General features: G+C 37.2%; 28 protein-coding genes. 10 read left to right on the top strand and 18 right to left on the bottom strand.

Annotation, left to right across the window (positions count from 1 at the left end):
- Nucleotides 1-523: 523 nt before the first annotated feature.
- Complete coding sequence (locus tag AC4NPH_RS18465) at nucleotides 524-805, top strand: DUF4190 domain-containing protein (protein WP_013058136.1); 282 nt, start codon at nucleotides 524-526, stop codon at nucleotides 803-805.
- 210 nt (nucleotides 806-1,015) lie between these two features.
- Complete coding sequence (locus tag AC4NPH_RS18460) at nucleotides 1,016-1,216, top strand: hypothetical protein (RefSeq protein ID WP_098314711.1); 201 nt, start codon at nucleotides 1,016-1,018, stop codon at nucleotides 1,214-1,216.
- A 62-nt stretch (nucleotides 1,217-1,278) separates the two neighbouring features.
- On the opposite strand, the gene AC4NPH_RS18455 is transcribed toward AC4NPH_RS18460, so the two are convergent.
- Nucleotides 1,279-1,776 carry a hypothetical protein gene (locus AC4NPH_RS18455; RefSeq protein WP_053487537.1) on the bottom strand — a complete coding sequence of 166 codons (498 nt, stop codon included), beginning with the start codon at nucleotides 1,774-1,776 and terminating at the stop codon, nucleotides 1,279-1,281.
- 114 nt (nucleotides 1,777-1,890) lie between these two features.
- Between AC4NPH_RS18455 and AC4NPH_RS18450 the strand changes: the two genes are divergently transcribed.
- The gene (locus tag AC4NPH_RS18450) at nucleotides 1,891-2,061 is read left to right on the top strand and encodes a hypothetical protein (RefSeq protein WP_176533004.1); all 171 of its coding nucleotides are present in this window, start codon (nucleotides 1,891-1,893) and stop codon (nucleotides 2,059-2,061) included.
- 14 nt (nucleotides 2,062-2,075) lie between these two features.
- Entirely contained in the window at nucleotides 2,076-2,849 is a 774-nt protein-coding gene (locus AC4NPH_RS18445; RefSeq protein ID WP_063672194.1) for a Cof-type HAD-IIB family hydrolase, read from the top strand.
- Between the two features lie 26 nt (nucleotides 2,850-2,875).
- On the opposite strand, the gene AC4NPH_RS18440 is transcribed toward AC4NPH_RS18445, so the two are convergent.
- From AC4NPH_RS18440 to AC4NPH_RS18430, 3 genes are all read right to left on the bottom strand, one after another.
- Nucleotides 2,876-3,241 (bottom strand): cupin domain-containing protein, encoded by a 366-nt coding sequence (locus tag AC4NPH_RS18440; protein ID WP_097812277.1) that lies wholly within the window; start codon nucleotides 3,239-3,241, stop codon nucleotides 2,876-2,878.
- Between the two features lie 21 nt (nucleotides 3,242-3,262).
- Complete coding sequence (locus AC4NPH_RS18435; protein ID WP_053487540.1) at nucleotides 3,263-4,525, bottom strand: erythromycin esterase family protein; 1,263 nt, start codon at nucleotides 4,523-4,525, stop codon at nucleotides 3,263-3,265.
- Between the two features lie 140 nt (nucleotides 4,526-4,665).
- Nucleotides 4,666-5,730, bottom strand: coding sequence for a beta-carotene 15,15'-monooxygenase (locus AC4NPH_RS18430; protein ID WP_098239043.1), 1,065 nt, complete (start codon nucleotides 5,728-5,730; stop codon nucleotides 4,666-4,668).
- A gap of 248 nt (nucleotides 5,731-5,978) precedes the next feature.
- Between AC4NPH_RS18430 and AC4NPH_RS18425 the strand changes: the two genes are divergently transcribed.
- A complete protein-coding gene (locus AC4NPH_RS18425; protein ID WP_063672201.1) occupies nucleotides 5,979-6,281 on the top strand; it encodes a hypothetical protein in 303 nt (100 codons plus the stop codon).
- A 456-nt stretch (nucleotides 6,282-6,737) separates the two neighbouring features.
- Here the strand turns inward: AC4NPH_RS18425 and AC4NPH_RS18420 are convergent, their stop codons facing one another.
- Nucleotides 6,738-7,064, bottom strand: coding sequence for an antibiotic biosynthesis monooxygenase family protein (locus tag AC4NPH_RS18420; RefSeq protein WP_053487542.1), 327 nt, complete (start codon nucleotides 7,062-7,064; stop codon nucleotides 6,738-6,740).
- Nucleotides 7,065-7,388: 324 nt separating this feature from the next.
- On the opposite strand from AC4NPH_RS18420, the gene AC4NPH_RS18415 reads away from it, so the two are divergent.
- Complete coding sequence (locus AC4NPH_RS18415) at nucleotides 7,389-8,006, top strand: alpha/beta fold hydrolase (protein ID WP_013058150.1); 618 nt, start codon at nucleotides 7,389-7,391, stop codon at nucleotides 8,004-8,006.
- A gap of 235 nt (nucleotides 8,007-8,241) precedes the next feature.
- On the opposite strand, the gene AC4NPH_RS18410 is transcribed toward AC4NPH_RS18415, so the two are convergent.
- Together AC4NPH_RS18410 and AC4NPH_RS18405 are read right to left on the bottom strand one after the other, a co-directional pair.
- Nucleotides 8,242-9,135: a sensor histidine kinase gene (locus AC4NPH_RS18410; RefSeq protein WP_240530802.1), complete on the bottom strand. Its 894-nt coding sequence runs from the start codon at nucleotides 9,133-9,135 to the stop codon at nucleotides 8,242-8,244.
- A gap of 87 nt (nucleotides 9,136-9,222) precedes the next feature.
- Nucleotides 9,223-9,534: a hypothetical protein gene (locus AC4NPH_RS18405; RefSeq protein ID WP_013058151.1), complete on the bottom strand. Its 312-nt coding sequence runs from the start codon at nucleotides 9,532-9,534 to the stop codon at nucleotides 9,223-9,225.
- 568 nt (nucleotides 9,535-10,102) lie between these two features.
- On the opposite strand from AC4NPH_RS18405, the gene AC4NPH_RS18400 reads away from it, so the two are divergent.
- The 3 genes from AC4NPH_RS18400 to AC4NPH_RS18390 are packed head-to-tail and all read left to right on the top strand — an operon-like array spanning nucleotide 10,103 to nucleotide 11,323.
- A complete protein-coding gene (locus tag AC4NPH_RS18400; protein ID WP_013058152.1) occupies nucleotides 10,103-10,585 on the top strand; it encodes a DUF2975 domain-containing protein in 483 nt (160 codons plus the stop codon).
- 29 nt (nucleotides 10,586-10,614) lie between these two features.
- On the top strand, nucleotides 10,615-11,094 hold the full coding sequence (locus AC4NPH_RS18395; protein ID WP_013058153.1) for a DUF2975 domain-containing protein: 480 nt from the start codon (nucleotides 10,615-10,617) through the stop codon (nucleotides 11,092-11,094).
- A 10-nt stretch (nucleotides 11,095-11,104) separates the two neighbouring features.
- On the top strand, nucleotides 11,105-11,323 hold the full coding sequence (locus AC4NPH_RS18390; protein ID WP_053487547.1) for a helix-turn-helix domain-containing protein: 219 nt from the start codon (nucleotides 11,105-11,107) through the stop codon (nucleotides 11,321-11,323).
- Nucleotides 11,324-11,593: 270 nt separating this feature from the next.
- On the opposite strand, the gene AC4NPH_RS18385 is transcribed toward AC4NPH_RS18390, so the two are convergent.
- Together AC4NPH_RS18385 and AC4NPH_RS18380 are read right to left on the bottom strand one after the other, a co-directional pair.
- Nucleotides 11,594-12,013: a GNAT family N-acetyltransferase gene (locus AC4NPH_RS18385; protein ID WP_013058155.1), complete on the bottom strand. Its 420-nt coding sequence runs from the start codon at nucleotides 12,011-12,013 to the stop codon at nucleotides 11,594-11,596.
- 222 nt (nucleotides 12,014-12,235) lie between these two features.
- The gene (locus AC4NPH_RS18380) at nucleotides 12,236-13,078 is read right to left on the bottom strand and encodes a LysR family transcriptional regulator (protein ID WP_013058156.1); all 843 of its coding nucleotides are present in this window, start codon (nucleotides 13,076-13,078) and stop codon (nucleotides 12,236-12,238) included.
- A gap of 117 nt (nucleotides 13,079-13,195) precedes the next feature.
- Between AC4NPH_RS18380 and AC4NPH_RS18375 the strand changes: the two genes are divergently transcribed.
- Entirely contained in the window at nucleotides 13,196-13,939 is a 744-nt protein-coding gene (locus AC4NPH_RS18375; RefSeq protein WP_029323246.1) for an SDR family NAD(P)-dependent oxidoreductase, read from the top strand.
- Between the two features lie 86 nt (nucleotides 13,940-14,025).
- Here AC4NPH_RS18375 and AC4NPH_RS18370 read toward each other — a convergent pair whose 3' ends face one another.
- The 9 genes from AC4NPH_RS18370 to iolB form a co-directional block, all read right to left on the bottom strand.
- Entirely contained in the window at nucleotides 14,026-14,745 is a 720-nt protein-coding gene (locus tag AC4NPH_RS18370) for a nucleotidyltransferase domain-containing protein (protein WP_013058158.1), read from the bottom strand.
- Between the two features lie 169 nt (nucleotides 14,746-14,914).
- The gene (locus tag AC4NPH_RS18365) at nucleotides 14,915-15,220 is read right to left on the bottom strand and encodes a hypothetical protein (RefSeq protein WP_013058159.1); all 306 of its coding nucleotides are present in this window, start codon (nucleotides 15,218-15,220) and stop codon (nucleotides 14,915-14,917) included.
- 127 nt (nucleotides 15,221-15,347) lie between these two features.
- The gene (locus tag AC4NPH_RS18360) at nucleotides 15,348-16,397 is read right to left on the bottom strand and encodes a LacI family DNA-binding transcriptional regulator (protein ID WP_013058160.1); all 1,050 of its coding nucleotides are present in this window, start codon (nucleotides 16,395-16,397) and stop codon (nucleotides 15,348-15,350) included.
- 252 nt (nucleotides 16,398-16,649) lie between these two features.
- Nucleotides 16,650-17,531 carry a sugar phosphate isomerase/epimerase family protein gene (locus AC4NPH_RS18355; protein ID WP_013058161.1) on the bottom strand — a complete coding sequence of 294 codons (882 nt, stop codon included), beginning with the start codon at nucleotides 17,529-17,531 and terminating at the stop codon, nucleotides 16,650-16,652.
- An 89-nt stretch (nucleotides 17,532-17,620) separates the two neighbouring features.
- Nucleotides 17,621-18,658: a bifunctional inositol 2-dehydrogenase/D-chiro-inositol 1-dehydrogenase gene (gene iolG / locus AC4NPH_RS18350; protein ID WP_335482023.1), complete on the bottom strand. Its 1,038-nt coding sequence runs from the start codon at nucleotides 18,656-18,658 to the stop codon at nucleotides 17,621-17,623.
- A gap of 77 nt (nucleotides 18,659-18,735) precedes the next feature.
- Nucleotides 18,736-19,923, bottom strand: coding sequence for an MFS transporter (locus AC4NPH_RS18345; RefSeq protein WP_013058163.1), 1,188 nt, complete (start codon nucleotides 19,921-19,923; stop codon nucleotides 18,736-18,738).
- A gap of 112 nt (nucleotides 19,924-20,035) precedes the next feature.
- Nucleotides 20,036-21,493: a CoA-acylating methylmalonate-semialdehyde dehydrogenase gene (locus AC4NPH_RS18340; protein ID WP_013058164.1), complete on the bottom strand. Its 1,458-nt coding sequence runs from the start codon at nucleotides 21,491-21,493 to the stop codon at nucleotides 20,036-20,038.
- A 24-nt stretch (nucleotides 21,494-21,517) separates the two neighbouring features.
- Nucleotides 21,518-22,525: a 5-dehydro-2-deoxygluconokinase gene (iolC, locus tag AC4NPH_RS18335; protein WP_491938842.1), complete on the bottom strand. Its 1,008-nt coding sequence runs from the start codon at nucleotides 22,523-22,525 to the stop codon at nucleotides 21,518-21,520.
- A gap of 15 nt (nucleotides 22,526-22,540) precedes the next feature.
- The gene (iolB, locus tag AC4NPH_RS18330) at nucleotides 22,541-23,359 is read right to left on the bottom strand and encodes a 5-deoxy-glucuronate isomerase (protein WP_013058166.1); all 819 of its coding nucleotides are present in this window, start codon (nucleotides 23,357-23,359) and stop codon (nucleotides 22,541-22,543) included.
- Between the last annotated feature and the right edge of the window lie 15 nt (nucleotides 23,360-23,374).

Genomic DNA, 23,374 nt, shown 5'->3' with positions numbered 1-23,374 from the left:
AGATTTAACCGTTTTGATGATACGAAACATCACCTTTTATTTACAAAAACGACCATTCTTTACCAATTATAACTAGTAAACTACAAAAATTCGGTGACAACATAAGGCTTTATTGCTTCTTCGTTCATTTTTTATGACCGTAATGTGTATGACAACATCTGCCTGTACTATTCTTGCCTTACCTATTTAGCGAAATCACAAATAAAAAAGGATCTCCTATAAAAGATCCTTTTTCTTCACTTTATTCACACCCTTATGGATTATTGTATCATATTTTCCTTAATTTAGGTTAAATGTCTTGTGAAGCACATTTAATCTAAGGTAGCCCGCAAAACCGATTTCCTTATAGGAGTCAAAAAAGTAGGTTTCTTTTTATACATGTCATTATACGTTTGATGAAATGACGTATAGAAAATATACTGGGACACATATAATTCTAAAAATTTCTACTTTTATTAGTAAAAAGGATATTATTCCTTTTTATGGTATAATCAAAAAATATAATTAATAGGGAGTGAATCTATTGGAAACTAATACAAAACCTCAAATAAACACCAACTCTATTGTTTCTCTAACTCTAGGCATCGTATCCATCTTTATTCCAATCATCGGGTTTATTACAGGTATTATTGGCATTATCTTCTACAAAAAAGCATCAAATCAAATAGCTGCTTCCAATCAAGGCGGTAAAGGACTCGCGATTGCCGGGTTGATTTGCAGTATAGTAGGCGTAATTTCTCAGCTGTTCTTTGTATTAGGAATTATTACGTTTATGTTTGCGGGGACGACGGTTGACTATGAATAAAACAGGCAAATTAAAAAATGTAAGAAAATCGTGGTTTAGATAGGATTATTGAAATTTCTATATTAAAGAATAAAAGCTTGATTTTCGACTATCCGAAGATCAAGCTCTTGAAAGCTAAACATTTATTATGTTTTATTGTTACTACGCCTATAGCTTTTAATGTAAATTGCAAAGTAAGAAATACTTTATAAACTGAAAGCGAGGATACATATGGGCTTATTAATAATTGCTGTTATTATCACATTATCTGTCATTTTGGATTACTTCATCTTCGACCATGATGATAAGCATTGGGGCTGGCTCAAAAAAGCTTCTAAACCAGTTAGAAGAAGTGTTATGGGCTGCTACTTGCTTATGTCATTTGTTATTTACGTTGGTTTAAGCCTTCCATATATCAAGCCTTTTTTATAAATATCAGTCTGCTTAAACTGGTTAGCCTATAACTCTTACCCAAAAGTTACAGGCTAACCCACTCATTTCACCACCACTACAAATTGTTTATCTTCAAATGTAAACATTTCCGCTAATTCATAGATGTACTTCTTTTTGTCTAATTTATAATGTTTTCCAAAATACAGGGTTTTTAAGTTAATACTCGTATCTAGACTTGAATCTTTTTCTTCCGCTTCATCACCGTCCAAGCAAGAATATAATTCGATATGACAGCCCTCTATAAGGTGTTCTTCAATATATGTAAAAAGCTCTCTCATGGATTTAGGGTGCACATCGCAAGATAATTCGTAGATATATGATAAGGTGAATACATGCTTTATATCGCTGTACCCGTCGGTTAAGTAATTGATACTAATACCGTACGCATCTTCTTCTTTTTCATAGATTGTAATCAGCTTTTCTTTCTTTGGATTTCGATTAAAAGAAGAAACTTCGGATAAAGTCACCAACTTTTCTTTTATGCCAAAGCTTCCTGTCGGTAATTCATAAGGAGAACCTATATAGTGATGTACAGTCATACTCGTCACTTCTCTTTCTCTTTGCTTATGTAAAATACTATTATTCTATCGCTCTCACTAAGATTACATACAAATCCAAGGAAAATATGTATAATAAAACCAGGAGGTGACAGCATGAAAAAACTACTGCCTTTTCTATTTTTAGCCGCTCTTTATTTGTATGACTCTTCATACAACCATACTGCTTTTTTACATAAACCAGTTGTTTCGGCGTTTTTATATGCGGCAGCTATCTTAGTTTGTGCATTATTATTTGTAAATGCAAAAAAAGATCGAGCTGTTTAAATAAGGAGATTACGATGAGCTATAAAATTGTATTCTTTGACGTAGATGGAACCCTTACGCACCACGAAAAAGGGACGATCTCCGCTAAGACTCGAGAGATTGTAAAAAGCCTAAAAATTAAAGGATTAAAAGTCGTAGCCGCGACAGGCAGGCCTTTATCTCTCTGTGAAGAAATTAGAGAATTAGGTATAGATACGCTCATTACCGCGAACGGAGCGTTTACTGTACACAATGAAAAAGTTATTCATAAGCTGTCCATGGATAAGCACGTTGCGCGCGAAGTTTTTGAATACGCAGCATCAGAAAATCACGGTCTTTCATTTTACACAAAAGAGCTCAGCATGAACGGGATTAAAGATGACAATATTTTAAAAGCACTGAAGGAAACGTTATCTCTCAATGATTATCCTAAAATGAATAAGCGTATTTATGATGAAGACATTTATTTAATGTGCTTGTATGCCGATGACAAAACTACCGAGCAGTATGCACAGCGATTTCCTCATTTACTGTTTAAAAGGTGGCACCCTTTTGTCGTAAGTGTTCTTCAAGAAGAAATCACAAAATCGGTAGCTATCCTGAAGGTTTTACATTATTTTAACATCCATCAATCTGAGGCCATCGCATTTGGAGACGGAGAAAATGATATTGATATGATAGAATTAGCCGGCCTTGGAATTGCGATGGGCAACGGATCTGATACGTTAAAAAGCGCCGCTGATTTTGTTACGAAGAAATCCGGTGAAGACGGAATTGAGTTTGCGCTTAAAAAATTTAAAGTCCTATAAAAGAGAGCATGCTTGGATAACTCTATCTAAGCATGTTCTTTCACCTCCATAAATTCTTCGGGGTGTAAAACCTCCGATTGAATGGCAATCGCCGTCATGCCTTCTGCACTTCCCGAAGTATGCCATTCTCCTTTTTCCCACAGTGCCGCTTCTCCACGTTTAATCGGAATTCGTCTTTGATCCTCTCCTGTTACCCACCCTTCACCTTCGACTACGATAAACAGCTGAGCGATAGGCGCTTCGTGATATCCTACTGTTCCTTCTCCCTCTATATACATACAGCCAATGGTAGCTGCTTCCTTTGTTTGTGCCATTTTTACGTAAGTGGCTAAATGCGACTGATATCTTTCTACTTTTTTGCCATGTTCTTTGCTGAATTTATAGATTTTCAATGTGCATGACCTCTTTGTTCATTACGTTTTCTTATTTATTTTTTTGCGTTTAAGATACTCGGGCGGAGAAACAGACTCAACAAGTAAAGCACCGTCTAGCTGGTCACGCGGTACAAATAAAGTTGGCATGGTACCACTTTCTAAAAAGATGGTTTTAGTGAATATCCACTTGTTGCCTGAGTTTTTTTCAAGCTGTGAAAAATCCGTAAATAAAGCCGGTGACTGCACTTGATGCATATAGTCCTCTAGACTTTTTTTAGGCGGCTTCTCTATTTTATATGGCTGTCCCGTGTCCGTATGTATTTCACCTTTATACATAAATAAGCCTAAGTAATAAGACTGTTCTTTTATTTTATTAGAGACAATTGCTCCTAGTGGTTCAAACCCTGTAAACGTTTTGTATTGTTTAAAAATATGAAGGTTATGTGCCCAGATAATAATCTTTTCATTAGGGTACAGTTCTTGACAAATCCATTCTAAATTTTCCTTCATTCGTTTTTCTCTTACCTTTTTATGTGTTCGGTAGTTGTTATGAAAATGGTTTATAAAATACAAGCGATTTTGCAGGCAGCGAAGGATTATTTTAAACTGACGTACAAGCTCGTGATTTTCAAGACGCAAAACGTATTCTTCATGTAGAGAGGCTTCTAAATCTCCTATGACTGCGCTTGCTTTTTCTTTAAACTCTGCAAACTCATGTAGCATTTCTGCTGGAACTTTTTTTCTTCTCGCTTTATATTGCCCTAGTTGGTAGTACCATTTATACACGCCTGCTTCAATGTATTCTATCTTTTCTATCGCGTCTTCAGACACTACGGAACTCAGCTGCTGAACAAATTTTACGAAAAGATTAGGATTAGAAGAAGGATTAATATCTATTCCTATTAAACTTAAATCTGATTTTTTCATTAGCTGAAACAAAGGCAGATTTTCTTTTGTTGCCCATAAAGAATAAATCGCGTTTTTTAAAAAGTCTTCATCTGTAAACTCTTCCTTTAACTCATTAGCGCTGAAGCATTCGGCTAAGCCGCTTTCAAATGCCAGTACGGTAAAATCCATTTCTTTATGTAGAAATTCTATTATTTTTGACTTCATCATATTATGTTCTCTTATGTTATGGCCGTTTTCCCCTAACCACACAATTCGCTTATCTTTTACGATATGACGGAGAAATTCAAACTCTTGAGGCGTACATTCAGTCGGTTCGCTTAAATGGATTGAGTTTTTAGATAACCATTCTACAGAGTTTAAATATTTCTCTTGTCCTCTAAAAAAAATCCCCATATCCTATCCCCCTTTACCACTTTACCTATTACTTCCATTTTACTAAAATAAAGCTAACACTTCACTATTTATGTCCGGTAGCTAATCATTAGCAAAAAGACCTTATAGATATCTCTATAAGGCCTTATCTTTCTAGAACTCTAGATTAACTCATCCCGCTGAGCTTTCTCCAAACGCTCTTTAACTATTTTTTTAAACACATGAGGATCATCTACTCGAATGGCGACCTGCTGATATTTCTTTTTGATTCCCATAAAAAGCGTCGCTTCAATTGGAGACTTTAGTATTAGTAAAAGATCAGGATAAACTTTTTCAAAATCGCGTGCGATAAATTCAATCGTGGTGTTAGGGATTTTTTGTTGGAGGATGTGAGTGTCTTCTACTATTTCTTCAATATCTTTAAAAGAGATTTCCATACGCTTAGCTAAGCCAAACGAAATGTATATACAATCATCTTCCACTCGTAAAGGGTTAAGCCTTAATCCTTGAATATCTCCTATGAAGAAAACAATGCTATAAATATTAAGGATCAGTAAAACGATTGAAAGAATTATAGACGTATTATGCAGCAGCCAATGAAGACCTAATGTTTCAATGACAATCGCATGAATAATCATAATTTGAAACGTAATAAAACTTGAGCGTTTATACAGAGTAAACGTATTCCCTTCAGTACTCGGCTGCTTCTTCCACGTTCCAAACGCATAATAAAACATCAGCATTTCTGAACACAGTACGTGTATAAACGGTTGTTTGGGAAACTTTTCGTTTATAGCATGCGAAAAGGAAAATAAAAGCGGTAAAGAGCTTGATCTAATCCTTCTTAAAATAGGCGGTACGTTTTTAACTAGCATAAATAGCAGTGAAAGTTCAAACAAAATAAGTAGTCCTTCTATGCCAACTCCTAGCCACATAACCGACTGAAAAGAAGCGAAGTATTCACTTGGAATGATAAAACGCGCAGCAATAAGGCCTGTGGCCATTAATACAATAAAGTACTTTAGACTGAACTTACGCTGCCAAGCTAGAAATAAGAGCGGAGCCACAAGGCTTAAGTCTATAATAGAACCTACTACTACTCCGTTGAAATCACCAGGCAACGAGTGAAGTCCAAAAGAAGAATGATATAACCCATAATTCGAGCTTATCACTAATAACAACAAGAAAAGAGCAACAAAAGAAACTGTTTTTTTATGAAGAACCAAACAACCCACCTCACTTTTAGTTGGTGAAACACGAAAATTCCTGTTACTTCCATTTTACCAATGGAGTTGATTTAAGTCACTTTATAACATGACATTGTGTTATAAAATCCATTTAAAGATATCCACTCTTCTATAGCGATTTTTATATACAAATAATTTACAATGTAAAAAGAGTTTGACATTTTTGGAACTGATGCTACAATAATAAATGTAAAATACTTTTTACATTTATTATAAGGAGGAGTAAAATGGATTGGGTTAAAATTGTGTATTCATTCATCCTGTTAGTTTGCGGAATTTTGATTTTTGTTTCATCATCTTCGCGAAAAGGTGACGAAAGAAAGAAGTTTATCAACACGAAGGCTCAATCATATTCATTTATGATCGTTATTGGTGTACTAATTTTAGATGTTGTAGAGTCCATTTATCGGACTTTTCAAGGGAAAAGTTCTTATGATGGCAATGGCATTTCGCCGTTAATGTTTCTAACGACAATTTCAGTTGTATATTTTATAACATTTCTTATGTACAGAAAAAAATACGGTGATTAACTGAAATATTTTATTATAAAATTGCGAAGTTAAGCTAATTTTTCCCGGTGAAACGATAAATATAATTTCCCTTTATAATTAGCTTTTGACACAGCCTCTAGATGACATACGATAGTAAATGAGCCTGTTATAAGTACTTTTATTAAAAAGGAATAACTAGACCTCCTACTGAGGTTTTTTTTATGCACTTCTAAACATTTCTATGATATTAAACTTAAAATAAAACATCTCCCTTAGCTAAAGTCAGGAGATGATATTACAAATGGTGAGTTCATTAGCGTTTTCTTACTCTCTATTCTGTCTCTCAAGTAATTCAATGATTCTATCATTTTGTTTGACAACCGTTCTTAGCTTTACTTCTAATGAACATAAAGTGATAAAAACGGCTATAAAACCTATAACGCCATAAAACATAACGGCTTCTTCCCTTTTTTAAAACAATCAACCATATACGCCCTACATCTCAAAAAAGCTATGTCTTTCCACTTTACAAACCCTAAGCGAAAACTTTTGATACCATTCTGTTTTCCCTTTGTGCTGTGCTGCGCGGTGAGCTGAATGTTCTTTCCATATTTTGATTGATTCTAAGGAATCCCAGTATGAAATGGTAATGCCTAAATCTTTGTCCCTGGCACTTTCTATTCCTAAAAAGCCTTTTTGTGCAGAAGCAAGCTCCACCATTTTGTCTGCCATGATTCCATAACCCTTCTCACCTTCTGTTCTTTCAGAAGCAAAAATAACGGCATAATAAGGCGGTTCGGGGGTTTTGGCAATTCCAGTCATATTGATTTCCTCCTTTAGAAGTCACATTAATAGTATAAGTACATGGTTATTTTTTTCTATTATATTTATCTTCTTTCAGCACTACTTTTATAAATTCCATTATAATACTTTTTTAGTTTATCTATACGAAATGTAACATTTAATAGTATATAAAGATAAATATTCCATTTATATGATATAGTTTTTATACGTAAGTAATAAACAAATAGAAATGGAGTTTCAACATGAGGAGCATAAGCAAGATAACAACAGGGACCATTACGATAGCTTTGGCGCTTGGATTAATGGGGTGCAGTCCTACACGTTCAAACAATGAAAGCATAGATTGAAGCGTTTGATGAAAAAGAGTGTGTGTTAGTGGCACATGATTGGGGCGGCGCTGTTGCATGGGCATTTGCTTATACATATCCCCAGTATGTCAAAAAGTTAGTGATGTTTGATGCACCGCACCCTTATACATTTATAAGAGAGCTTGCTGAAAATCCTGCTCAACGAGAAGCCAGCAGCTATATGAGCTTTTTCCAACAGCCAAATTCTCAAGATGAGCTACTCGCGAATAATAGTGAAAAATTAAGAAAAATGCTGACGGAGCCGGGCATTAAAAAAGGCTATTTAACCAAAGAAGAAGAAGCTAAATATGTAGAGGCGTGGAACCAGCCAAATGCAATGAAATCCATGCTTAACTACTACCGTGCTTCTTCTCTTTATCCATTTGAAGAGCGCGTTCATAAACCTGTAGCCTTGCCGCATAAAGTATTTCAGTCTCCGACTTTAATTGTATGGGGAAATGCGGACGAAGCGTTTGAAAACAGTAATTTAGATGGCATTGAAGAGTACGTTCCAAATGTAACGATCCACCGCTTAGACGGTGTGGGACATGCGCCTCAACATGAGCAGCCAGAAAAAGTGAATGGATTTATGAGAGACTTCTTAAATAAATAAAATCGAAAAAGACTGCAAGGTGCGGTATACAACCGCTTTGCAGTCTTTTTTATAGATTATAAAGCATATTATCAACTATTCATTTCTATTATTGAATTATTTTTCAACGTTTCAATAGAGGTATACCGGGTATAAATTTTACTGTACAGATGCAGTCCCCCCAAAGGAACATATACATTTCTTTCTTACTTACCCTTTTTGGAGCTCTCCTTTTGGAGGGTTCTTTTTTACGGTTTTATTCTTTCCCCACCGGAAGAACAATCTTAAACAACGCTCCTCCCGTCTCTTTATTATCGGCCGTGATGCTTCCTCCGTGGTTTTTCACAATGGAATGAGCAATATAAAGACCTAGTCCCAAATTTCCGTGCCCGCTTGTTCTCGACGCATCTTCTCTGTAAAACTTTTTAAACAGCTGTTCTTTGTTGGATAGTGTAAACCCAGGGCCCGTATCATGTATTTCAAAGATTACTTCGTTGTGATGAATCACGATATTCCAAACTATTTCTCCGCGTTCAGGCGTGTAGCGAATACAGTTTGTGATGATATTATCTAACACTTGAGAAATGCGCTGAGGATCTCCGTAAAATTGGTTTGGCCCTTCTGTTTTACTAAGCGACGACACAAATGTAATCTCTTTTTTTTGACATAAAAGCTGAAATTCATTTGCTTTCTCATGAACAAATGTGTTGATATTAATAGGCTCACTCTTTACGGCAAAGCCTGGATTTTCTATGACTGATACTTCTTGCAGCTGATTTAATAGTTGAATCGAACGCTGTGTATTTGTGTAGATCGTATGTAAATATCGACTAAGCCTCTCTGGGTCCTTTTTGCTTCCTTCTACTAAAATTTCGGTGTGACCGTGAATAATTGTAAGAGGCGTTCGTAAATCATGTGCAATCGCAGCCGTCATATCTTTGCGGTCTTCTTCTAGCTGCCACTGTTTAGCTAGCGATTGCTTTAATTCTTTTCGCATTTCTTCAAAGGCATGCAGCAGCTGGCTTAATTCTTTTGCGTCTTGAGTCACGGACAGCGAAAAATCCAAATTATTATGCTGAATGTTTTTCGCGGCCGTCATCAGCTCGTTAAAAGGCCGTTCAATTTTTTTACTAAATCGTCTTCCAAACAAATAAGCAAACAAGTAAAAGTAAAGAAACGAACTGGCTAACGATAAAAACGTTACAAGCGCAACGATCCATTAATAAAAATAATAAGCTTACGGTTCAGAAATGCCATTCGCAATTGCTAGTAAAAAAATTAAGCCAGAAAGCAAAATAAAAAAGATACTGTTTGCTATAATGCTAAACCACACAACGCTCGGTTTTTTCGTTCGGACTCCTAAAACTAATGCCACAATAAAGCCAGCGTCTATCGCGAAAAACAGCCACAGCGGCATAGTCAAATCACCGGTTTCATTTGGAAAAATTGAATTTTGTGGAAACAGCCAATTTGCAAAAAATACAACAAACGCAGCCGCCATCAAAATAACTGTCAGTAAAATCGGCTTATTTTCCTTTGGAATACTCATTTCAAATACCTCCTAGCTAAAGAAAATAATACCATATATTATTAAATAGAAATATACAGATTCCATAGTCTCAACATCAAAAAGAAAAAAGGACATAGATTTTTATTTACGGATTCTTTTCCGAGGGGCAAAATTTAATTTCATAATGCACTTTTAGCGTGAATTCATGTTTTTTTATTTGCTTGGTATTACTTCTATATTTGCTATTTCCCCTTAAATTCAAGCAGGAATTCGCATAAAAATTCTCCAATATGGAAATAGTTATTTGAATTTAACCGTGAATTATTTAGTGAGTTTTAAGGATATTATTTATTTTAAGTAGGTTCTGATATCTTTCGTTGTTGATTCACTTTATTAAACTGTTTGGAAGTTTTGTTGAACAAGTTGTAAATTTAACATTCTAAAGTAAGAACATTTCTTTGTATTGAGAAATGCTTTTTATTTTGTTTAAAATTAAAAGGATATTTCAATAACAACAATAATATAATAAAAAACGATAATAATTTATTGTAAAACGATAAATTATATGTTAAATTCGTATTATTATTAAATAAGTGAGGTGTTTTTTATGAATGTTAAACGAGGTTCTACCACTTTCTTAAAGGTAATAATTTTTCTGATTGGAATTGCAGTGCTTGCCGCATGTATATTTTTGTTGCCTGAAGCAGCCAGAAGAGATGCTATAGAGCGTCCTGGTGATTATTCGTTATATCCACTTTTGGTATGTACATATGGAATATGTATTACGTTTTCTGTGGCGTGGTATCAAGCTTTTAAGCTTTTAACCTATATCGAGAAGAATAACGCTTTCTCTGAGTTATCTCTTCAATCTTTGAAGGTAATAAAAAAATGCACTTTTACTGTCATTTTGTTTATTTTGTTAGCAATAGTTTATTTAAGGGCGCATGCTCAATTCACAGGTGATGATGCAGCAGGTCCAATATCTCTAGGTCTAATGGGCATCTTGGCAACAAGTATCATCGCAGCCATTGTGGACGTGTTTCAAAAACCTATAAAGAATGTCATGGATTCACAGCCAAAAAACAATTAACATTTCGAAATATAGGAGAGGTGTTTTTTATGAAGATAGCAACTACATTATTTTTGAAGATAGCAATTATTCTCATTGGAATTCTGGTTCTCACTTTGTGCATATTTCTAGTTCCTGAACTGGCAGATGCGGTAGCGGATTTCTTAGGTATTCATTCCATAAAATATATCATTTTCATCCTTTTATATGGAGGAACATTACCTTTTTACTTCGCCCTTTATCAAGCTGTTAAACTGTTGAGTTATATTGACAAGAACATTGCTTTCTCTGAATTGTCTGTTCGAATTTTAATGGGAATCAAATACTGCGCCATTTCTATCTGTAGTTTGCATGTCTTAGGTTTGCCCGTCTATTATCTCGTGGCAGATAAAGACGATGCCCCAGGTCTCATATTTGTTGGGATGGTCATTCCTTTTGCTTCGTTGGTTATCGCAGTTTTTGCTGCTGTTCTCCAAAGGCTTTTGCAAGAAGCGATTAACATAAAATCAGAAAATGATTTGACGGTCTGAGGTGGAGGATATGGCAATTATTATTAATATTGATGTGATGTTAGCAAAACGAAAAATGAGCGTAACGGAGCTTTCAGAGAGGGTTGGAATTACTATGGCGAATCTTTCCATTCTGAAAAATGGGAAAGCAAAAGCGGTTCGTTTTTCAACATTAGAAGCAATATGTAAGACTTTGGATTGTCAGCCAGGTGATATTTTGGAGTACAAAAGCGACGAAGACCATCAATAATAAAAGACAACAAATTTCTTCAACCATGAGGATTAGGTAGTGAAATTAAAATGAAGGGGCAGCTTAATTACTGTCCCTTCTCTGCTTTTATTGATTTATTTAATTAGAGAATTCCATTGAGAATTATATTAATATTGGTGACAAAAAGTGTGAGGTGATTTGCAATGTTTGCACCCCAAAAGGGAACACGTTAGATTTTTCTACGTTCTCTTTATTATTCATTTGGTACATACTCTAAAATGTCCCTTGGTTTACAATCTAACACATAACTTATTCTAAATATTCTTCCTCTAAAGCAGGTTTTAAATAACGAGCCATGCCTGTTTTCATTTTCCGAAATCCTGCTTTTCTATAAAACTCTTCATTACCCGCTGTGGAAACAAGATGAACGCATGAAATATCATTAAGCTGAGCAAGCAGGTTTTCTATAATTTGCTGTCCAATTCCTTGATTCTGATAATGCTTGTCAACCACAACATCATAGATAGCAGCATTAAACACACCGTCTGAAAGAGCTCTGCCGAACCCTACTATTTTATTTTCATCATAAGCAACCGCTACTACATTGCTTGATTGGAATACTTTTTTAACCTTTTCTTCATCATGGTTCTTCCACCCGACAGAGCGGTAAATTTCTTTCATTCTCGACCACTCAACATTTTCTATAGAATTTGAAAAGGAAACCTTCATAGAATCTACTCCTTTTGTTTTTATATAAACTATTTCGGCCTCCAAGATACAAGTCCCTGGCATATCATCCATTTATCTTTCAAATCATGACGAGTATTCTGCTATAAAAAACATATATTCAATATATCAAAGTAGATTTTAAAAGGAGTAACATTTAATCACAATGTAGACAAAAATAAAAGTTCAAATCATATAGATTTGAACTTAAGATAAAAACTTGATTTATAAACTCTCTAAAAAATGAATAAACTTTTTAAGACTTTGAGAGCGCTGCTTCCCTTTCTTTACTACAAAATCAATATGAACGTCTTCTGAAAGCTCTTGGTATTCAATGCTTTTCATATCACCGCGAGATTTTACTACACTAGCGGGGACTACACTCATTCCAAGTCCATCACGAACGCCTTGTAAAATAGCTTCTAATGAATCAAATTCCATGATGTTGGCTTTATGTAGATGATGTTCTTTTGAAAACTCTAATAGTCTGTTTCTATAGATGCAGTTTCCATCACTATTGATGAGTAGCGTTGGTTGGTCTTTTTCTTCTGGAGCTTCATATAGAGGTGAGATAAGCACCATTTTTTCTGCATAGTGATAAACCGTTTCAAACTGAGCCTCGTTATAGGTACCGCTAAGAAAAAGTCCATCAATTTCTCCGTACGAAAGCATTTCTTGCAAGACTTGTTTTCTATCTGTTTTTATTTTAACTTCAATATCCCGATGTTCTTTCAGAAAAGATGAGAATAAAGAAGGAACTTTAGTAGCAGAAACCGTCTGCGAGGCACCAATGATCAAGGATCTTTTAAACTTATTCGGATTAACTTCTGCTTTAGCTTCCTCCATTAACAGTAAAATACGCTGGGCGTAGTTAAACAAAGCTTCCCCTTCATTTGTTAACGTAACTCCACGATTTGTACGTATCAATAATTTGGTGCCTAATTCTTCCTCTAGATTTTTAATCCGCTGGCTAATATGCGGTTGAACATATCCTAATACCTCCGCAGCTTTTGATAGTGATTTTGTTTCTGCCACACATTTGAAAATTCGTAAGTCTTGGCTTTCCAATTTCAATTCCTCCGTTGATATCATTTTAAATGATACCGCTCTTAGTATTACCTATTATATCCTTTTTCTGATCGAAGATATAATAAAAGATGTTAAGAGAAAGGAAGGTTTATAGAAGTGAACAATTTTAAAAATAAAGTATTTATTATTACGGGCGGCGGCACTGGTATAGGCAAAGCAACGGCTTTAAAGTTAGCAGATAGAGAGGCAAAACTTGTGATAAACTACAGTTCCTCAGAAACAGAAGCGAAAAAAGTTGTGGAGGAGATTGCTGAAAAAGGAGGCATTGCGTTTGCTTTTAAAGCGAACGTAGCCAGTGAGCACGAAGTTAATAATATGATTGATCAAACCATTGCACAATTCGAACGGTTAGATGGATTAGTGAATAACGCTAGTATTACAGCTCAAATCCCCATGAATGACTTAGAGTCTGCAACTGATGACGTATGGGACTCCTTATATGATGTAAACGTAAAAGGTATGTTTCACTGTGTAAAAGCAGCCGTTCCACATATGAAAAAGCAAAAGTCAGGGGCGATTGTTAATGTAGGAAGCGTTGCGGGTACAACTGGAATCGGCTCGTCTATTCCCTATGCAGCGACAAAAGCAGCAATTCATACGATGACGAAATCGTTAGCGATTGCACTGGCACCACATATTCGAGTAAACTGCATCTCTCCTGGTGCAGTCGACACAAGGTGGTGGTCTGGCAACGAAGACAAAATGTATCAGCTTGCGGGAAATTTACCTCTTCAGCGCATTTCTTCTCCCGAAGATATCGCAGATGCTATTCTGTTTCAGTTAAAACAAGAGTCCGTGACCGGCCAAGTGTTTACGATCGATAACGGACAAACTCTTTAAGCATACGTAAATATTTCTAAAAAACAACTCCACTACTAGCAAGAAATAGTAGTGGGGTTATAACAAGCTCTCTGCTACTGATTTTATCATTCTTTCCCCAAGGAAAACCCTTCAAACAGCCGGCCTCCATGGGGTGCTAACACTTTATCGACTAGTTGAATTACTTTAACTTTACTCCCTGTTTTATAAAAGATTTCGAATGCCTCCACAAACTCTTTACTAAAGCTTTTATTGTAGTTATTCAAAGACCGTACAATCCATTTAGAATCCCCGATCCAATGACCGTTCGTTCTTAATACAAATTCATGCGTTATGTAAGCGAGCGTGTTAGCAATAAAAAGTGATTCACCTGTATTTGAAGAACCGATTAAATCATCTAAGGCATCACTTATAAAATATCTTTTTAATCTAATCGTCTCTTCCGGCCATTTTTCCGGACCTTTTTCTAGTAATTGTGCAGCTTCTTTTTTTATAGACTGAACAATCCCATTATCCACTAAAATAATTCCCTCGGAAATCATTCTTGGGAGTGACGGTCTAGCCCTCTTACAGTCGCTTTTAAAAAAGGCTTGGTATGAAGTCAGACTATGAGCAAAAACTTCAATTGCCCACCCAAATTCAATGAGTGACTCCCTAAAAGAAGAGGTGAAATTCTCATCAAAAATAACAATATCAAGGTCGGACGTATGTGTAGCTTCGCCTCTCACTACGCTTCCGGCGAGTAATGCACCTTGGCAATGAGGGTAATGTTTAAAAATGAATTGTGTAGCTGCTTGCAGCGGTTCTAACCTTTTTATCTCTTTCATCGTATTCCTCCAGAAAATGATATATATTATTTTTCTGGTTAGAACGCGGAAATTCCTTTTAAAAATAGATTTGAATAAATATGTGATTTATAAGAAATTTCAGAATTTAATCTTTATTAAAATGCAAACATAGTGTATGATAATGAACAGCAGTTTTATGGCTGACAACTTAACTAGTTATCGGAGAAGGTTTTATTTCTTTAATTGTTTTGACGATAAACACAGGGACAGGCAGAAGGCTGAGTTTTCCTAATGAAGTAATGATGCGAATGTACTTCATTTCACCTTCCACATCAATTTCATCTCCGATATTCCAGCATTCCATTGATTTTTGACTAAGAACAGGAAGGATTTTCAGCACATCGCCATCAAAGGAGATGTTATCTTTCACCTCTAAAAAAGAAAGGCGATCCATTTTTTTATAGTGATGCTTTGGATATGTTCTTTTTTTAAATACTGTTCCCTTAATTCTCACTCAAGCCACCTTCTCTTTTTTATCAGATTATTCCTTCCGCTTTGCTGTAAACAAGAGAAGAAAAAAATGATGGTCTCTCTTGTTTACTTCTCAGCAAAAAACATCATAGCATAGCGTTTAAACAGCACTAGTTAATTTTCTTAGCTGAGCCTTCAAGCTGGATAAAATTTTTCACTGTAGATTTACTTCCGCAAGACTCGCGTACGATTAGTTCATCTTTTAATACAAACTTTTTTTGTTCTAACGCTTTTCCGCTCATTAACCCAAGCAATAATTCCATCGCTTTTTTTCCAATTTCATATTTAGGCTGTTCAATCGTTGTAATATGAGGTTCAATGATATCCGACATTTTTGAGTTATCAAACCCTACTACAGCTATATCTTCAGGCACTTTTAAACCGCTGTCTTTTGCCGCTTTTATCGCTCCTATCGCCATTTCATCGTTAAAAACAAATACAGAAGTTGGTCGTTGCTCTAACGATAATAGCCTGATCATTTGATGATAACCGGACTCTAAGCTAAAATCTCCTTCTTGAATAAAAGCGGAATCCACGGGTAAATCGTGACTAATCATCGCCTGGCGGTACCCTTTTAATCGGTCACGGCTTAAGATAACATTCATAGGGCCCGTGATGTGCGCGATTTTCGTATGCCCAAGGCTTATTAAATGCTCCGTTATTTTTCGCGCGCCGCTAATATTATCAATAGATACGGTAGAGATATCTAAGCCATCTATATACTCGCACGCAAGAACCGTAGGGAACTGTCTGGAGACTTGTTCAATTCTGTCTTTATCCATGCGGGCTGTTAGAAGGATCATGCCGTCCGCTTGCTTTTGGAATAATAAATCAACAAACTCTCCTTCTCGCTCAATGTCATTTTCTGTGTCTCCTAAAATCACTCGGTAGCCGCTTTTAATGGCCGTATGCTGAATTCCTTTAAGAACTTCAGAAAAAAACGGGTGGGTAATATCAGGAACAACTACTAAAATGGTTTTTGTTTCTTTTTTTCTGAACTGTCTTGCGATGATATGGGGCTGATAATTTAATTCTTCAATGGCTTTTAAAACTTTTTCCTGCGTTTCTTTGCTTACTAGGTGGGGCTGACTAAGAACTCGCGAGACAGTAGCTGGAGCTACATTAGCTAGTTTGGCCACATCACTCATTTTAACTGACATACGTTCACTCACCTTTATCTGTAGTAATTAACATTTTATAATAAAAAGTTCTATCCGCTTTGCATCTATCTTTATTATACATTACTAGCATAATAAAGCCTCTCTTTATCATCATGATGGGGGCCGAATAGAACAATTAAGACTATTTTAAACTAGCTATGCCCACAAGTTCTGATCTTCTTTCAAGCATAAACCATGAAAAGTGATGCAAAACATATCTTTTTATGCTTCGCATCACTTCAGTCAATCACGTTAAATGTTTAGGCCTTCTTTAATATTTAATCCTTCTCTAATTGACTTTAACGTTACTTCGTTTGACCATTCTGGTCGATCAGGGTAGGCAAATACAGAGTTTGTTACGATGCCGTCAAAATTAATTTCTCTCAATTTGCGATACAGTGCGTCAAAATCAATTTCTCCTTCACCAGGATTTAAATGCTGGTGAATCGTTACCTTCGCATCAGGCGGATTTACAATATAGCGCAGTCCAAACGCTGCTTTATGGTTAAGCGTATCAGCAATCAGAACGTGTGCAAGCAAATCACCTGCTTCATCAATATGCTTTGCTACATCGCCAATGCCATCGTCATAAAAGAAAGCATGAGGAACAGAATAAACTAATTTAATCCAGTCTTTATCCAGCGCACGAATCATTGCAATAGCTTCTGTATTTAACTCAATAAAATCATTTGGATGCGATTGGAGGTTAAGCTTAATTCCTTCTTTTTCAAAAATCGGCATCAGCTCTTCCATCGATTTAACAAAAGCCGCTTCGCTTTCAACAGGCCGGCTCTTGTCGCCGCTGAATTCACTGTTCATTAAATCTACTTCCAGCTCAGAAGTAATTTCAATTGTACGCTTCCAGTTCCTTACTGCCGCTTCGCGTTCCTGCTCATTTGGTGAAGACCACTGCTGCACCGGAAGCACAGAAGAAATTTTCACACCAGCATCGGCACAGTATCTTTTTAAGTCTTTTATACGCTGTTTATCAACTTTTGGGTATTCATAAAACCAAATAAAATCTTTACGCGGAGATAACTCTACGTATTCATAACCTAATCTTGCAACTGTATCAATCGTATCTTTTAAACTTGTATTATCACGGTAATGTGACGGATCATATGCTAAACGCAATGTAAAACTCCCCTTTCTTTTATGCACACTAGACGTGTCCATCCCCTAAGTTTTAATTAAGCTGTTTCGTAAGCAAAACGTTTTTACGCTTACAGTTTGCCGGCTGCGGTTAACGTTTTATAATAAAAATCCGGACGTTCACCTAACGAAATAGGAACAATGTTTCCTGATTTTTTTGCTTCTAAGCAAGCATCTGAAGTAACGGCCGCAACATAACCATCCCAAGCAGTTGGTCCATTCACTTCGCCTTTAAGCGTTGAATTAATCCAGTCTTGCAGCTCTGTATCATAAGAGTCAATGAATCGATCTTTCCAATCTACTAAAATTTCAGTAGATTTTTTTGCTTCACTGTGTAACACGACGCTTGAAGGTTCAGGTAAGTTGGCAATTCCTGTTTCTCCTACTACTTGACATTGAATATCATAGCCGTACTGGCAGTTTACAAAAACCTCAGCATCAATTCGGACGCCTTGCTTTGTTTCAAGCAGCACCATGATTGGATCTTGCAGATGTTCAAGTGCCTTGCTCGTTTTTCGCGGTGCCACGATTTGAACAGATACATAATCGTCATTTAATAACCAGCGCAACACGTCAATTTCGTGGATGAATGTATCAACAATTGACATATCACCCGTGTATGTATCAGGTACCGTAGGATTTCTGTGTGCGCAGTGAACCATTAATGCTTCACCAATTTGCCCGCTTTCAATCACTTTCTTTAAAGCGCGATACCCTGTATCATAGCGGCGCATATAGCCGACTTGCACCAATGGCTTGCCGTGTGTAATTTCAGCGTCAACGATTCTTTTGCAGCCCTCTGCTGTTGTAGCAAGCGGCTTTTCGCAAAATACAGGTTTTCCAGCTTGAATCGCTGCCAGCACAAACTCCTCGTGCGTCGGTCCCCAAGACGTAACAACAACTGCATCTACATCTTCTGACTTAATCAGCTCATGTCCGTCATCATAAATAACGGCATCCAAATTTTGATTTTTTACAACAGCTTTTGCTTGTTCTTGATTTACATCCGTAACCGCAACAATTTTGCCGCTTGATAATGTATTGGTAATTCTTCTAATATGATCTTGTCCAATTGCTCCTGTTCCAATAACGCCAATTTTTAATACCATAATCAATGGCCTCCTTTAATATGTGAACTTAAATAATAGTGCTTAAAAATAGAAATAGATGCTTGCTGCCATACTTTTTATTTTGCTTTAAAAACTTTATATGACGCTTCTTTCTTATCCCATGCCGCTGCAAAAACAGTAGCAGTTAACCCTAAGGCTGCTGCAAAAAAGAAGCCTGCTTTAAGTCCCATCCAAGAATTTAATATTCCTGCAGCAAAAGGACCTCCGAATATTCCTAACGCATACAGCGCTTGGTAGACTCCCATCGCCGTAGCTCTTTTTTCTACAGCTATTCTTTCAATAGACATTCCTAACATAAGAGGAAACACTAATCCTAATGAAAAACCGTTCACACTTTGAATGATACAAAGCAAAAGTTTATTTTCCGTCATAGGAATCATACAGGTAAAGAATGCGGCCAGAAAAAATGCGGCCTTCAAGATGCTCCATTTTCCAAAGCGCCAAACAAATAGCTTTTCCATAATAAGAGGAGCAGCTGCATGAGGGATCATAAAGGAAAAGACAATCAAACTCAGCTCTCTCTCTCTAAATCCTGCGCTTAATGCGTACGCAGGAGTAAAACCAAACATAGTCGTGAAAATAATGCTGTGTGCTAAAATAGACAGCAGCGAAATTTTTAATAGCGAAGGCTCTTTTATTACGCCCATTAATTCCTTAAGCTTTATAGGTGATCTCTTTATGTTCTGTTTAGGCTCGTGAATGAAAAGAGAAAGAACGGCGCCTATTACACTCAAGATCGTCCCTATCCAAAACGGAGCGTGCCATCCCCACTTACTCACGATGTAACCGCTTAAACTCATACCCAAAAGCTGAGCCAAAACCACTATAAATGAGATGATATTCATAGCACGAGTAGTTTTTTCACGTTCAAAGTAGCATGAATATAAAATCGTAAAGGCAACCCACGTTGCCGCTGCCAATCCAGCTAAACACCGTGATATAAACACGCCTATTAAGCTATCGGTCAACGAAAATAGCAGGCAGCTGGACATGCTGGCTACCATGCCGAAGATAACAAACGGTTTTCTCATTTTCACAAAGTCTGAAAAGATCCCGAGCGGAAGGCGACATAACAGCTGCATGAGTCCATAGCTGCTTAACACTAAACCAATAAAGGCATACTTGCCTCCCAGCTCTTCCATATAAGGAGACAAAATAGGTACGTAAATAAACTGCGAGAACCAAAAGATAAACGAAACAGCTGCAAAAAGATACTTATCTTTGACGGTACTTATAGCACTCAACTAATCACTTCCATTTTGTTACTGCGAAAAAACCGACTTTTATTTTTTATTAGATTGTACTACAGGGTACCAGCAAATGTCGCTAGTATCCCATAGTACGATAAGTAAATTCTTAGTAGCGTGCCGTAACCATTTTCTTTCTTGTATAGAACTCTACGCCGTCCGTACCGTTGGCATGAAGATCGCCGTAGAAAGAGTCTTTCCAGCCTGAGAATGGGAAGAACGCCATAGGTGCCGGCACCCCTACATTCACTCCTAGCATGCCCGACTCAATATTTTCACGGAACTCGCGTACGCTTGCGCCGCTGTCTGTATAGATACAAGCTCCGTTTGCGAATCGAGAGTTATTGGCAACGTCAATTGCTTCTTCTAACGTTTTTACACGCACGATAGAAAGCACCGGTGCAAAGATTTCATCTTGCCAGATTTTCATTTCTTGTGTAACGTTATCAAAAATAGTTGGTCCAACAAAATAGCCGTTCTCTTTTACTGCATGATCTTCGCGGCCGTCACGAACTAAGCGAGCTCCTTCTTCTACGCCAGATTCAATATAGCTAAGCGTACGTTCTTTATGGTTTTCACGAATAACCGGTCCTAAGAAAACATCTTTTTCTAATCCGTTTCCAATTACGATGTTGTTTGACTCTTGAACAAGTCGTGAAATTAATTCATCTGCCACGTCTTCTTGCACCGTTACGACAGATGCTGCCATGCAGCGTTCACCTGCTGATCCGAAAGCAGCTCCGATAATTTGTTTTGTTGCTACGTTTAAGTCAGCATCGTTTAATACGATTGAGTGGTTTTTAGCACCCGCTAATGCTTGAACACGCTTTAAGTTTTCTGTACCTTTTTTATACACATATTCAGCTACTGGCTGCGAACCTACAAACGAAATAGCTTTCACTAATTTATGTTCAAGAAGGCCATTTACCACATCATGCGCGCCGTTTACAATGTTTAATACGCCTTTTGGCAATCCAGCTTCTTCAAATAATTCTACTAATCTTGCTGCTAAAAGCGGCGTGCGCTCAGACGGCTTTAATACAAATGTATTACCGCAAGCAATCGCAAGAGGGAACATCCAGCAAGGAACCATCATTGGGAAGTTGAACGGCGTGATCCCGCCAATAACGCCGATTGGATAACGATACATGCCAGACTCAATGCCAGTTGCAATGTCAGGAAGCTGTTTTCCCATCATTAACGTAGGAGCACCTGCTGCAAATTCTACGCATTCAATTCCGCGCTGTACTTCTCCGCGCGCTTCATTAAAGCTTTTTCCGTTTTCAAGCGTCACAAGTTTTGCTAATTCGTCCCAGTTATCTACTAATAGCTGCTGATATTTAAATAAGATACGCGCACGTTTTGGCACCGCAGTTTTTGACCATCCTTTGAAGGCTTCATTCGCAGCTTGCACCGCTTGATCTACATCTGCTTTTGTTGAAAGAGGCACCTCTGCAATAACTTCACCCGTTGCAGGGTTATAAACTGGTTCTGTAAGACTTGTAGATGAATCCACCCATTCGCCGCCAATATAGTTTTTTACCGTTTTTACTGTTGTTTGTGTCATGTTCATTCTCCTCTCAATTTTTGATTACGCTTGTTGCAGTACTTCTTCAGCTGTTTCCATAAACTGCTTAATTTCTTCTACAGTTGGCATTGCATCGGAAGAGCTGTGTTTTGAAATAACGATGGAAGCAGAAGCACCGCCAAATCTCATAGCTTCAGGAATTGTAAACCCTTGCATTAACCCGGAAATAAAAGCAGATGCGTAGGAGTCGCCAGCTCCAAATGTTTTGAGCACTTTTGTTTTAAAGATGCCGCCTCGATGAGACTGGCCGTCTTTCGTATAAGCAATCGACCCTTCTCCCCCGTGCTTGATGACGACAATCTTAGCATGATGAGAAAACCATCGTTCAGCTGTAACTTGATCATTTGATTCTTCATAATTTAAAAGCTTTTCCATCATATCGAATTCTTCTCGCGTACCGATAATCACGTCTGATTTCTCTGCTGCTAAATTATAATAGACGGCCGTTTCAGCTTCTGACTCCCACGTGTATGGGCGGTAGTCAACGTCAAAGAATACAACCACGCTATGTTTTCTCGCGTATTCAAGAGCAAGAAACACTGCTTCTCTTGAAGGACTTTTAGCAAGAGCCGTTCCAGAGATGAGCAGCGATTTTGATTGCTTGATGTACTCTTCAGAAACTTCCGTCGGATCAAGCTTTAAATCTGCCACGTTATCACGGTACATAAGGATGCTGCATTCTTCAGGACTTTTAATTTCAGTAAAGGCCAGTCCCGTTACGGCTCCTGTTTGATCAACTACAATGCCTTCTGTGTTGATGTTATGTTGATTTAAATATCTGGTGCTGAAGCGGCCCATTTGGTCATCTGACACTTTTCCAATAAAGCCTGTCTTCATTCCAAGTCTAGAAAGACCAATGGCGATATTAGCAGGAGATCCTCCTACGTATTTTGTAAACGTCATCGTGTCTTCCATCGGGCGATTAAATTCATTTGCATTTAAGTCGATGCAAAGCCTTCCTACTGCAAGAAGGTCAAATCGCTTTTGCGAATCGAATGTTAAATAACTCATAGTCACGTCTTCTCCTTACTTTAATGCTAATTTTTCTTCCATAATCCATTCATGATCTTTGCTATTATTAAATTTCCATGTTCGAACAGGACCAGCCATGACGTTTAAATAATAAACTTCATAACCCGGAGGAGCAGATACCGGGTGATACCCTTTAGGAACCAAGACTGCATCTCCATCTTTAATGATCATTGTTTCATCTAGAGATTGATCGTCCGTATATACCCGTTGAATCGCAAATCCATGTCCTGGGTTAACTTTATGATAGTACGTCTCCTCTAAATACGATTCATGCGGCAAGTTATCTTGATCATGCTTATGAGGAGGATAGCTTGACCAGTTTCCTTCCGGCGTAAACACTTCGACTACTAGCAAACTATCAGCCGGCTTTTGTTCTGGAAGAATGTTATGGACTTGTCTCGCGATATTTCCTGCTCCGCGATGCTCTACGCCCACATCCTGCGGCGTAATTAAACGAGCAGGGTATGTACCTTTTCCAGGTGCTGCGCACACCGCAATTTCCAAGTCGGTTACAGCTTCTACTTCATAGTGATCATCATTCGATACATATACGGAGTACGGAGGGATTTTTTCAAAGATATCCATTCGCTGTCCGATATTTTCCCATTTCTCTTCTTTTGTAGAAACGTTGGACTTACCGGTTAAAATCACAATACAAATCTCTTGATTTTCCGTGTTCTTTTTAAGCTTTTGACCTTTTTTTAATGAGTAAACGTCAAAGCCAATGTACTCCCATCCTGCAGATTGTGGGGTGATGCTTAGCACGTTTCCATCACTGTCAGCTGTTTTTGTTGGTACGATTAAATCAGCCATTACTTTCCACACCTT

Source organism: Priestia sp. MDV22-iso46, from assembly GCF_058629175.1.
The sequence above is the reverse complement of the archived record's forward strand: the minus strand, read 5'-3'. Positions and strand labels throughout refer to the sequence as shown.